Consider the following 12,548-nt stretch of genomic DNA (forward strand, 5'->3'; position numbering starts at 1 on the left):
CGATTGAAATACACGCTGCTGGAAAAATTTTTGAAACAAAAAGCAACAATTACGCTGACCTATTCGGAAATCGAACATATTTTAGGCATCCCGCTTCCCCAGCTCGCCTACAAGCACCGCTCGTGGTGGGGCAACCAGCCTGAAGCGACCCAAGCGCTCGCCTGGCTGCGCTCCGGCTGGCTCGTGGACAGCGTAGAGCTGGGCGCCAGCGTCACCTTTGTAAGGTCGGGCGAATGACGGCTTTGCGGAGCAGACCTATTTTATGAAATCAAACTGAACATTTTTTGAACAAACCGCTTGAACATAACGGCTCGGAGCGCCGCGTTCGACGGTCTTGCCCGGGTATAGTTTTGTTCAGTTTTTGTTCAGATCGTTATGATTTACTGTCTGAGGATTGCGGGGAGACCCCGTACATAACGAGTTAACAGCCTGCTGTAAAGAGGTGATAAAAACGTAACGGTTCGGAAAGTTGTGAACGTGCAGGCTGTTCATACAGCCTGAATCTTGTTAGGCCAAATTAATAAAAAATTTTCGAAGGAGTTGTCAGAAATTGAAAACGAAGCGCTTAAGGAGAGCTTTACCTCTGCTGCTGGCGCTGTTCGTCATGCTCGGCGCGATATCGCCGGTTTATGCCGCGAGCGGCGGAACAGTAGCTGGAGGCAGCACTTATTTTACGGGTACGGACAATTGGGGCGGCGGCCCTCTAGGTACAGAAGCAGCAGATGGAGATATAGGCATACCTTTGAAAAACCAGAATAAATCAGGTGCGGACAATTACAGTAAATATCCGATCGAATTCAAGATAGAAAATGTAACTAAATTGCCGACAACTACCGCACATCTGCTTATCCGCGCGCTGGATGTCGACGAATTCAACGAGCCTGTGCTGGATCCCCCTAATGGAGAATGGGATAGGGTCTACTTCTCATCAAACCCGGCGGATATCGCTTTTGGCAGTGGGTACACGACTTGGCCGACGGATAACGATTGGGTCAATAAGATCAAACAATCCGGTGTTGGAACGAACGGGTTGGGTTATTACAAGGAGTTAAACCAAAACGCCTTTCTCGGAGCGCTTTCTGGAAACAATGATAAATGGAATACGTCCGTTCTGACATTCAATAAAGATACAATATCCAAAATTGGACTGGGCGATAATTATGTAGGGATCACCATCCATCATTACTTCAACGATCCTCGCAGAAATAACAACTCGCCGAATACAAACTGGACTATGACGGTGGACTGGGGCCAGCTTGTAATTGACGGCGGTCCGATGGAAAACGGCGAGATTTCCAATACGGGAATATCTGTGAATCAAGGTGAAATCGTTGTAAATACCGGTTTTATTCCGAAAGTAACGGGAAATAAATTTTCAATGGAAGTAAACGTTATCGAAAAGACGAAGGATGGCAACGGGAACGAAATTGAGCGCAATTTGACTTTAGAAAAGAAATATTTCTCTAACTCCACTTCCGGCGTGACGCAGAATTGGAATAATATCAAGCTGACTCACGCTTCAATTGATCCTTCTAAAGAATATACAATAAATATCATTTTGTTCGATGACCGCGGTGGCGGCGACAGCAAGGGTGATTCAACTAACCCCGGAAAAGCCCAGCATATTGTGTCGATTTCCACCTACCCGAAAGTTAAAAACTTTTCGAAGCCTCTGTTACAGGTTGGTCCCACGGGCTTTACAAAAGAGGATTTCCAAAATAATTTCTTGAATCTGGACGACACACCTAACGGAGACAACCTTCAATCGGTCACCGTATGGCAAACCGCTCCGGAAATGGGTACGCTGACTTATAACGGAAACCCGGTCAGTGGAAGCCAAGTCATTCCTGTAAATAGTCTCGATTTATTGCAGTTTATTCCGAATACGGGATATAACGGCCCGGTTTCATTCGACTGGAACGGTATAGACAGCCGAACTGGCAATGAAGCTAAAATAAATGGAAAAGTTTCCTTGAATTCTGCACCAACTATCAACAATATCATGCTAACAACCAAAAAAGGGCAGGAACTGCCTCTTACTAACGTATTCCCCGGCGTATTCGCCGATCCCGACAACGACAGCCTGTCCAAAGTCAAAATCGTTACGCTTCCGGACCCGGCTCTCGGCAAGCTTTATCTGGATAATGTCCCAGTGGTTCCGGGCGATGAGATTAACGCCGCCGATCTCGGCAAGCTGAAATTCGTTCCCGAAGCCGGAATGACCGGTACCGCCGTATTTACCTGGAACGGCTCGGACGGCCTCCAATACGCTAACGCAGACAAAACGGTCACGATCCAGATCAACACGCCTCCGGTCGTAACCAACATAACGAAGCAAGGCGGAGCATTCGGAACCGTAGTCGAATTTACATACGGCGATTTCTCCGATCGTTACCGCGACGATGACCAAGACGACATCCAGAAAGTAAGAATCACGCTGCCGGCAAACTTCAACTCGCTGGGACAGCTGTCCGTGTCTTCAGCAGTTTATGCAACGCCGGGCACTTCCTTTGAAATCGGCAAAGCCGATCTCGGCAACCTGAAATTCACTCCGGTGCCGAACCTCCCTGAAGGAACGCTGGTTACTTTCAACTGGGAAGGGCATGACGGACAGCATTATTCCAATTCCGCTAACGTTACGATCGCGTATAACGGAATCCCGGTCGCTCAGCCGCAAACTGTGATTGTGGAAGAAGGAACGTCTCCTATTCTGATCGTGTTGAAAGGGACTGACAGAGAGACAGTTACCGGTCTCGTGTACAGCATCGCTTCGTCTCCGGCGAAAGGAACGCTCGTGCCTGCCGATCCGCTGAATCCTAACGGCGACAGATGGATCTACACGCCGAACGGAGACTTTACAGGCGGGGATGACAGCTTCACCTTTACCGTAACGGACGAGCAGCATCAGACCAGCCTGCCGGAGCGTGTTACGATCCGGATTAACAAAGCGCTGGACGGCTGGACCGGCGACAAAGCGCAAGGCGATCCGACCGTTGTGAAAGCAATGCCAGGAGAGCCGCTTAGGCTGTCGGCAGTCAGCTCGCTCCTTGCTAACGAAGTAATTGCATACGTGAACGGTATACCCGTATCGCTCGTGCAAACTTCCGCAACAGGAGGGTTCAAAACGTGGGAACGGACGAACTATATCCTGCCTGAAGGTACGAATCCGGGCGAATATACCGTAACGTTCGAAGCGAAAAAGGCCGATCAAACGGTTCTGCCGGCAGAGGCGGAAGCGAAAAAAGCGGATAACAAGTTCGAAGTCGCAGGCGCCCAGCTTAGCCTGACCGCGAATCCCGACAAAATCGTCGGCGATGGAAAAACGACGGCACAATTGACGGCTCAGCTCAAAGATACGAATGGACAGCCGATTGCTGGCGTTGAAGTCGTGTTCGCCGCACCGGCCAATACAGGAACGTTTATCGGTTCGAACCGCGCCGTTACCGACGCGCAAGGAAATGCAGTCGTTACGTATCAATCGGCGAAAATCACCGGCATAAACGAGCAGCAAATTCCGATCACGGCCAATGTGTATGATGTAGCCAAAGGCTTGTCAGCGAAAGCCGAAGTTTTCGTTACGTTCCAGCCGGCCATGATCAAAGGGGTCATTACGCAAGGCGACGCCAACACGCCTGTCGCTAACGCTACCGTTCAAGTAACGCTGGACCTGAACGGAGACGGCAAAATCGAACCGGGAGTCGATTTCATCGGCACGGTTGAAACCGACAGCCAAGGCGCCTACTCGATCGCAGTACCTCGCGGTGACGCGACCTATGATCTGAATGTGACGCGGACCATTGACGTCGGCGGCGTACCTACAACCGTCACCTACTCCCAGAAAGCGAAAGTAGGGGTCGTAACGGGCTCCGACGATGAAACTTTCGAATCGGAAAAAACGGTGACCGGCATTGTTCTGTTCCAAAAAGCAGACGGGCAGCCAAGCCTGCTTGGCAGCGAAGTTTTGAACAAAACGAAAGTATTTTTAAAGGACCCGTCAGGCAATTACATTATGGAAAACGGCGAGCGGAAAACCTTCGATCTGAGCAGCCAAGGCGTATTTAACGCAAATGGTTTGTCGGTCGGAGAGTACACGCTGGAAGTCGGCTACGAAATCGCTGACGGCAAGTTCATTACGATCAGCCGCAGCCTGGTTAACGTCAAAGCGAACGGCGAAATGAACATTACGACCGAGCTGGTCGATCCGTATGGCACTATTCGCGACGTGGTAACCAAAAACGTCATCGAAGGTGCAACGGTTACGCTGTACTACGCGGACACAGAAAGAAACGGCAAAAACAAGAGCATCACGCCAAATACGGCCGTTACGCTTCCGGCTTTGGTCGGCTTCGAGCCGAACAACAACGCAAGCCCTGCGCAAAAAAGCGATGCTCACGGTTTCTACGCCTACATGGTTTATCCGGAAACCGACTATTATCTGATCGTTGAGAAAGACGGCTACGATACATACCGGAGCCCTACTTTGTCTGTCGAATGGGATATCGTGAAGCATGACGTCCTGCTGAGCCCGGTCGAAACCGGCGGTGGATGGACCGGTGGCGGCTACGTTTCTGCGCCGAAGCCGGACGTCTCGTTGACAATATCGGTGGACAAAAACATCGTCAAGGAAAACGGTGAATCGACCGTTACCGTCGACTACAAAAACAATTCGCTGTATTCGCTGAACGCCGGCGAAATTACCGTAACCCTGCCGAAGGGCGCGGTGCTGGTTGAAGCTGGAGAAGGCAAAGTGAGCGGAGATACGATAACGTGGACAATCGCGAACTTGCCGGCTGGACAAACGGGCAGCCTCAAGTTCAAGGTCAAATGGAGCAGCTTGACCGCAGCCGAAACCGAATACGCCATCGCCGGCCAATTCAAAACGGGCAACGGCTCTAGCGCGGCTACGGCGGAATCGTCGGTCAAAATCAAAGTTTACTCCGATAACTTCGGGCTGCTCGAGCATCAGCGGTACATTCTCGGTTACCCGGACGGACAGTTCAAGCCGAACAACTCGCTTACCCGCGCCGAGCTGGCCGCGATCGTCGCGAGACTTACGGAAAACAATACGCTGAGCACGTCTCTGCCGTTCTCTGACGTGTCCGAAGAACACTGGGCAAGCAACTACATCAAGATCGCAACGAAATACGGTTATTTCAGCGGTTTCGAGGACGGCACGTTCCGTCCGGAAGCCAAAGTGACGCGCGGTGAGCTCGCAACCGTTATGGCGCGTTTCCTGAAGCTGCAAATCAGCGAGCCTGCGGATGCGCACTTCTCGGATACGGCAGGTCATTGGGCGGGAGCGGCTGTCGAGCAGCTGTATCGCGGCAAGTTCCTCTCCGGTTACCCGGATGGCACATTTAAGCCGAACGATTCGATCATTCGCGTCGAAGCGGTCACGCTTATTAACAGCATGCTGTACCGCGGTCCGCTGACAGGCATCCATGCGATGTTCCCGGACGTTCCGGAAACCCACTGGGGCTTCGGCGCCGTTCAAGAAGCGACCGTCTCTCACGAAGCTGCCCGGGGCAACGACGGCAGCGAAGCGTGGAAGGCCGATCTGAAAGATTACGTGCAATAATCCCATCTATACAAGGCAAAACGGCCGCGCCCTTTCCCGAGGGTGCGGCCGTTTCACATTTATAACATCAGAATGCATCAGTTTTGAGCAAAGCTAAATCGTTCTGATGCTGCAAGAAAAGCTACCACTCATGCCGGGTCATTCATCGTGGAGAAGGCTTCGCTTAAAAGCTTTTCTTATTGCCGCAGCCGAAGCAAAGTCTTGTGCATCCAGATCGCCGCTTGGCATCCTTCGCCCATTGCAATCGTCACCTGTTCCGAATGAACCCCGATATCTCCCGCCGCCCACAAATTCGGAACGGTAGTCATTTTCGTTCGGGCATCGGTCATAATATGTCCGTTCTCGTGACGCTCCGCCCCGAGCTGCTCGGCCAGCGACGAACGCACCTCGTTTCCGCCGAAAGCGATAAACCCCCGGTCGGCCCAAATGTCGCCGCCGCCGGCCAGCCTGACTCCCTGGAACAGGCCGTCGTTTTCCTCCAGCACCTCGCGGATCGCCTCGGCAACGACAGTAATGCCTCTCTCCCGCATTTGTCCGGCAAGCTCAGGAGAAATCGCCTTCTGGTCGTGGTTGATGAGCAGCAGCTCGCTCGTCCGATCCGCTAGCGTCAGCGCCATCGCCGCTCCCGTATTGCCAGAGCCGAGCACGATCGTTTTACGATTCCGCACTTCAAAACCGTCGCAATCCGGACATACGTACACGGTCTTGCCGAGGCACGGGATCAGCCCGGGTAAATCCGGAAAACGATCGACGATGCCAGTGGCAAGCAGCACCGTTGTCGCCCGGTATGTACCTTCCCGCCCTCGCAGCGCAAATGTATCCCCCTGCCGCTCCGCCTGCACGATCTCATCCTTCACGAAGCGGATTCCCGTTTCTTCCGCCTGTTTTCTCCCGAGCCGCCGCAGCTCCGTGCCGGATATGCCTTCAGGCCAGCCCAGAACATTATGATAATTCCGGCACAGCGTCGACCGCCCGTCGCCTTTATCCGCCACAAGCGCGGAATGACCGTACCTTCCGAGCTGAATGGCCGCCTGTAATCCCGCAATGCCGCCGCCGACAACGATACAGTCGTAAACCGTGGACATACGCCTCGCCCCTTCCTCGCCTACTTCAGCACCGCTTTAGTATGTCCACTTCTTGCGAAGAAACGCCGCATTCGACCCGAATCGCTGGCATTCGCTCCTTACAATTGATAAAATAATAGAATAGTTTCATAGAATCGACGGTTTCCGACCTCCCCCCACAAACCGGTTGACCGTTCTCGAAATGTATGCTGAGCCGGCAAGGCGTAATATCCGCTTTAAAATGCCGGTAATTGTCGAGAAACGTCCGATTTGATGTTTTTTTGGATACTTAGGAAAATAGGTGCAACATTTCCCCGCATATGTCGTCGAATTCATAGAGACAGCATGTTTTTATAATGAGGTGATAATCAAGGTGAGTACGCAGATTGAAACAAAACTGGCCCCGAATGCCACGGTCGCCCCGCAGCGAAGCGTCAAAGCGGCCAAATCCGTCAAGTCGTCCAAGGTATCGTATCTGATCTTTTTCTCCAGCTGGTTTCTGCTCATTGCCACCGGGGTGCTCGGTACCATGATTTATACGGAGCATCTGAGGACGCAGCTTAGCACTCAGCTCGCCGCCCAGACGGAGCAGCAGCTGCAAGCGATGCAGGAGCAATACCAGCAGCAGCTCGAACAGCTTAAAACGAGCGTAACGGCAGATTTGTCGAATTTACATACCAAGGTCGATTCCTTTAACGAGCTTCTCGCTTTCACGAAGGATAGCGCCAACAGCAAAACCGACAACAGCAATCAGCTGTACACGCAATTGGCGGAAGTGAAGAAAAAGCTGGACGAGCTGAAGCAAAATTTGGATGTGCTCAAATGACGTTTAAAGAATATAACCGCTTTTTTCTGCTGGCCTGCGCCCCTTTCATCGGTCTGCTCATATGGCTGTTCTCCGCCGGCTTCACGCTCGAAATGCCTCGTCTCGGCTTCGCTCCGTCGCTCCAGCCGTTTGCAGTAACGGAAGTGGCGAACGGCATCCACACCAGCCTCGATACGGCGAAAGGAAACGCGGCGGCAACCAAAAGCACGATCGAAAAGTTTTACCAGCTGTACGAGCAGAGCTCAAACGACATGAACGCAATGTTAAAGCTGGCGGTCGCCCAGGCGGGCCGCCCGGCCGCTATCTTCGATAACCGGATCGCCGCGGAATTCGGCAAGCCGATACGGACGGTGTCCTCGGCCAATATCGATCTGCGGCTGTACCAGTTTACGGACCCGAACTATAAAGGATACGCGCTTAAGGTCGACCTGAAGTCGGACAAGGCGATGCAGATGGCGCTCGGCAAGGACAAGCTCGGCAGCTCCGAAACGACGCTGGCCGCCGCCAGCCGACTGGGCGCAGTAGCCGGCATCAACGCAGGTGGATTCGCCGATACGGACGACGGCAGGCGTTTTCCGCTAAGCACGACAATGCTGAACGGCAAATACGTCTATGGGTTCGAGCCCACGTTCGACAACCTTGCGTTCGTCGGCCTTAGCACCGACCGCAAGCTGATCGGTGGCAAATTCGCGAAGCAGGCCGATCTCGATAAGCTGAACCCGTCATTTGGCGCGACATTCGTTCCTATTTTACTCAAAAGCGGAGCGAAGCAGGTTATCCCGGCGCAATGGCAAAATTCGCCGAAGCGCGCGCCGCGTACCGTCGTCGGCAACTTCGGCAACAACCAGCTGCTGTTCCTCGTAGCCGACGGCTACAACGAGCGCGGAGGCTCAGGGGCGACGCTTATGGAGCTTCAGGACAAGCTTGCCAAGCTGCATATCGTGGATGCCTATAATTTGGACGGCGGAGGCTCAACCTCTCTCATCTTTGAAGGCAAAACGATCAACAACCCTTCGGACGGGCGGCTGCGCCCGCTGCCGACGAACTTTTTATTTTTCAAGTAAGGTCCATAATGTTCACAATTCGGCCGTTTTCTTTTATTGCCCGTTTGGGTATAATAGGGTTTAGTCTACTGAACCCCACAAAGTGAAGATAAGCTGCGAAGCGCACTCCAATTACTTTGCGGTGGCCCCAAACCAGCGGAAGTTTATACTTGGTATAAAATAGAAAACCATAACCGGGAGGTGTAACCTGACATGTCTATTTTCGCATCGTCTACATTCTGGCTTGTCATGGTAGTATTCGCGATGTTCATTTCCGCCATTCTGACTTCCTCCTATAACGAGGACAGAACGAAAGGTCTGTAATAGCGCCTCATACGACGGCAACCAGAGCCGCCTGCTTCCGCAGGCGGCTCTTCGGCGTTCTCTCCTAAGCCCCGTTCGTTTTTTCGACTAGAAGCAATATTTGTTCCGGCGTTCCAGCCGTCTCCTCTCCTGTCCTCATGTCCTTCAACCGAATCTGGCCGTTCGCCGTCTCGTCTTCGCCCACGATGACGATAAAGCGGGCTCCTCGCGCAGACGCCGATGCGATCGATCGCTTCAGCTTACGCGCGCCGCCGTCTACGGCAGCCGGCAGCCCGGCAGAACGAAATAGCGCTGCTGCTTGCAGCGTCTCGGCCATTGTACCGCCAAGCGGAATAAACACGACAGGCGGCTGGCCTATAGCGGCATCCTTGCCGCTCCATACTTCCATAATCGAATCGAGCCCGAACGATAGGCCGACAGCCGGAATGTTAAAATCGTCGCTGCCGACCAGTTTACCGATGATCGCATCGTATCGGCCCCCGCTGCCCAGAGACGAGCGGAAGGAACCGTCCGCGACAAATAGCTCGTACACCGTTCCCGTATAAAACGATAAACCCCGGGAAAGGAACGGATCAAACCTGCATACCGCGCCAAGCCCAATTCGGTCCAGCAGCGAAGCTAAGGAGCGCGCTTCCTCAGCTCCCGGCTTACCGGTCAAACCGTACCGATCCGCAAGCTCACCTAGAGAATCAGCGGCTCCCGCCCCTATCCATGTTGCGATGCGTTCCGCCGCCGCTTTGTCCAGCCTTTTCTCAAGTAGCTCTGCCATAACGCCTTCCACACCGATCTTGTCCAGCTTGTCGAGCGTCAGCATGACGGTAAGCTGCCAACCCTCCTCTACGCCGAGCGCCCCGAGCAGTTCGCCGAGAAACCGGCGGTTGTTCCACCGGATGACGATCTCGATACCGAGCGCCCGAAACACCCCGATCGCCAGCTGCATCAGCTCCGCCTCCGCTTCCGGCCCCTTCACGCCGGCTACATCGGCGTCGCATTGCGTAAACTCGCGCATACGCCCGCGCTTGGTCGGCCCGTCGCGAAATACTTTCCCGATCTCATAACGCTTGTATGGCATCGGCAGCCCGGGGGAGGAAGCTACCAAATTGGCGAAAGGCACCGTCAGATCGTACCGCAGCCCGAGGCTTCTCCCTCCTTGGTCGGACAGCACATACATCTCCTTCAAAATTTCTTCGCCCCCCGCATACTTCGAGGCGAGCAGCGACTGCTCGTTCAAGATCGGCGTTTCCACCGGCTCGAAATCGTACAGCGCAAACTGCCGCTCCAGCACCGAACGAATTTTGTTCCGGAGCTGCTGCTCCTCCGCGCGATAAGCGGATGTTCCTTTTACGTTTTGCATCTGTGCATTCATCCTTCCGTTTCGTTCGATTAGTTGGTCGGAAAACAAAAAAACGCGCAGGACCTCTTGGTCCCGCGCGCTCCGTATGCCGCAGGGAGGCCAACGCGAACAGCGTTAGCCCCCCCTGTTATTGCTCAGGGTGCGACTAACGCTTCTTGTGATGATGCAGTTGTGCGGACGTATAAGACGGCATGAAGTCCGCCTCCTTCTGCGTAATAGGTATCATTATAGCGCCACCTGCCGGAATGTGCAAGACAATCCCCGTTCCCTTACAGGGAGCGGCGTCGCGCTATCGGGCCAACAACAAAAGAAGCACCCCCATGCCGAGGATGCCTGCGTCTTCAGAAAGAACCGCCTGGCGACGCCGAATGGTTGCCCGTTATTACTGGGAAATCAGCGTCATCTCTCGCAAGCAATTCATGCAAATATGCTTTTCCCGGTACTCGGTCACCCCGTTCATCTCTCCGCAAAACACGCATTTGGGACGGTACCGTTCCAGCAATATATGATCGCCGGAAACTAAAATTTCCACCGGATCGCCTTCGTTCATCCGGTATCTTTTTCTGAGCGATTTGGGCAATACGATACGGCCCAATTGATCCACTTTTCTAACGACTCCTGCCGGTCTCATCTCGACTCACCTCTCTTTTCACCCTGAAAGTAGACGGAATGCCACGCATATGTTCCACTTCCAGCATTATCAATTCGCCAAAACAGATGAAATTCCTGCTTCCATCTGGGTCTTTATGCCGATTTGATATGAAAAAATATTAGCAATATGTGGAAACGAAAAATACCGTCCAGACTTGTCGATTGTTGCTCTCGAAGTCCGAACGGCATTTTGATTACGCCAAAAAGTTTTAAGTTTACTAAAGCGATATAGCTGCGATAAAAACTCGGGCATGTCAGGTGCAGCTGTGTTTACTTTAGTCCCAAAAAGTTGTTTTGCCGCAGTCCTTCGAACAGTACGATAGCAGCCGAATTGGATAAATTAAGCGAGCGGACCGAGGTTGTCATCGGCATGCGGATGCATGTTTCGCGGTTGGCTTCGATGATTTCCGGAGGAAGCCCCTTCGTTTCTTTGCCGAATACGAATACGTCCTCGTCCTGGTAAACAAAATCGGTATACAGCTTGTCCGCCTTGGTTGTCGCATAGAACAGCCGCCGATCGCCAAGCGCTTCGCGAAGCTCGTGAAACGAATCGTAGTAGCGAATATCGACCGAATGCCAGTAATCGAGCCCTGCGCGCTTCAGCGTTTTGTCGTCGGTGTTGAAGCCGAGCGGGCGTACCAGATGGAGCGTCGTTCCCGTTGCCGCGCACGTCCGGGAAATATTTCCCGTATTCGCCGGGATTTCGGGTTCGACCAGTACAATGTGAAAAGCCAAAGCTAACCTTCTCCTCGCAGCATATGGATAAGTGAGTTTACTTCTACTTGGTATTATACATCAAGCGGAGCTAAAAATTTAACATCCGGTTAACGAAACCTTAATCTTCCGATTATGTTGGCCTTGCATAATAGAAAACGTGATCACCGAAAACGACAGTCCGTTTACGTACGAGAGGAGAAGACGATGACGAAAAACAAAATACTGGTCGTTGACGACGAACCTTCCATCTCGATGCTCATCGACTTTAATTTGAAATTGGCCGGTTACGAAGTGCTCTGCGTTTACGACGGAGAAGCCGTGTTTGATGTCATAGCGCAGTTCCGCCCCGATATTATCGTGCTTGATCTGATGCTGCCGAAGCTGAACGGAATCGGCGTATGCCGGAAGCTCCGCGAGCAAAACAATTTCGTGCCGATCATCATGCTGACGGCGCTTAACGATTTGTCGGATAAAATCGCCGGGCTCGACAACGGAGCGGACGATTATATGACGAAGCCGTTTAGTCCGCAGGAGCTCATTTCCCGCATTCAGGCCATTTTGCGCCGAACGAGCGCGCTGCCAACCGCCGAAGCGGAAACGCTGCACATCGGGCCGATAACGATTCAGCCCGAGCAGCGCGAGGTATCCGTTGGCGGCGTTCCGATCGAGCTGACTCCGAAGGAATTCGAGCTGCTGCTGTTTTTGTGCAAGCACCGGGGCAAGGTGCTCAGCCGCCAGCAATTGCTGCACGGCGTCTGGGACTATCATTTTATCGGGGATACGCGCATCGTCGACGTTCATATCAGCCATCTGCGCGACAAAATCGAGAAAAACGCGCGCACGCCCGAATATATCGTGACGATACGCAATGTCGGGTACAAGCTGACCGAACCGGTCATGAAAGAATCGCTCGCCTAAAAGTCCTCCACTAATACCCCAAAAAGTGAAGCGAAGCTTCGCTGCAACTTCAAAAGCGCTCGATCCCATCGCC

Annotated in this window: 9 protein-coding genes; 5 read left to right on the forward strand and 4 right to left on the reverse strand. The window is 52.9% G+C overall.

Annotated features, from left to right (window positions below; translation table 11 throughout):
- Positions 1-3: 3 nt before the first annotated feature.
- Both D7M11_RS27370 and D7M11_RS27375 read left to right on the forward strand, forming a co-directional pair.
- Positions 4-237: a DUF7662 domain-containing protein gene (locus D7M11_RS27370; protein ID WP_120750443.1), complete on the forward strand. Its 234-nt coding sequence runs from the start codon at positions 4-6 to the stop codon at positions 235-237.
- A 313-nt stretch (positions 238-550) separates the two neighbouring features.
- Positions 551-5,578 carry an S-layer homology domain-containing protein gene (locus D7M11_RS27375; RefSeq protein WP_120750444.1) on the forward strand — a complete coding sequence of 1,676 codons (5,028 nt, stop codon included), beginning with the start codon at positions 551-553 and terminating at the stop codon, positions 5,576-5,578.
- 176 nt (positions 5,579-5,754) lie between these two features.
- Here the strand turns inward: D7M11_RS27375 and D7M11_RS27380 are convergent, their stop codons facing one another.
- Positions 5,755-6,663, reverse strand: a complete 909-nt coding sequence (locus tag D7M11_RS27380) for an NAD(P)/FAD-dependent oxidoreductase (RefSeq protein ID WP_120750445.1) — start codon at positions 6,661-6,663, stop codon at positions 5,755-5,757.
- 352 nt (positions 6,664-7,015) lie between these two features.
- On the opposite strand from D7M11_RS27380, the gene D7M11_RS27385 reads away from it, so the two are divergent.
- Complete coding sequence (locus D7M11_RS27385) at positions 7,016-7,468, forward strand: hypothetical protein (protein ID WP_120750446.1); 453 nt, start codon at positions 7,016-7,018, stop codon at positions 7,466-7,468.
- Positions 7,465-8,532: a phosphodiester glycosidase family protein gene (locus D7M11_RS27390; RefSeq protein WP_120750447.1), complete on the forward strand. Its 1,068-nt coding sequence runs from the start codon at positions 7,465-7,467 to the stop codon at positions 8,530-8,532. The genes D7M11_RS27385 and D7M11_RS27390 overlap by 4 nt, the downstream gene beginning before the upstream one ends.
- A gap of 367 nt (positions 8,533-8,899) precedes the next feature.
- On the opposite strand, the gene hisS is transcribed toward D7M11_RS27390, so the two are convergent.
- The 3 genes from hisS to trmL all read right to left on the reverse strand — a co-directional run bounded on the left by hisS (position 8,900) and on the right by trmL (position 11,575).
- A complete protein-coding gene (gene hisS, locus D7M11_RS27395; protein ID WP_120750448.1) occupies positions 8,900-10,189 on the reverse strand; it encodes a histidine--tRNA ligase in 1,290 nt (429 codons plus the stop codon).
- A 382-nt stretch (positions 10,190-10,571) separates the two neighbouring features.
- A complete protein-coding gene (locus D7M11_RS27400) occupies positions 10,572-10,820 on the reverse strand; it encodes an AbrB/MazE/SpoVT family DNA-binding domain-containing protein (protein ID WP_120750449.1) in 249 nt (82 codons plus the stop codon).
- Between the two features lie 290 nt (positions 10,821-11,110).
- The gene (gene trmL, locus D7M11_RS27405; RefSeq protein ID WP_120750450.1) at positions 11,111-11,575 is read right to left on the reverse strand and encodes a tRNA (uridine(34)/cytosine(34)/5-carboxymethylaminomethyluridine(34)-2'-O)-methyltransferase TrmL; all 465 of its coding nucleotides are present in this window, start codon (positions 11,573-11,575) and stop codon (positions 11,111-11,113) included.
- A gap of 186 nt (positions 11,576-11,761) precedes the next feature.
- Between trmL and D7M11_RS27410 the strand changes: the two genes are divergently transcribed.
- Positions 11,762-12,475 (forward strand): response regulator transcription factor, encoded by a 714-nt coding sequence (locus D7M11_RS27410; RefSeq protein WP_120750451.1) that lies wholly within the window; start codon positions 11,762-11,764, stop codon positions 12,473-12,475.
- Positions 12,476-12,548: the final 73 nt, after the last annotated feature.

The sequence above is a fragment of the Paenibacillus ginsengarvi genome (genome assembly GCF_003626695.1).
GTDB lineage: Bacteria > Bacillota > Bacilli > Paenibacillales > NBRC-103111 > Paenibacillus_AB > Paenibacillus_AB ginsengarvi.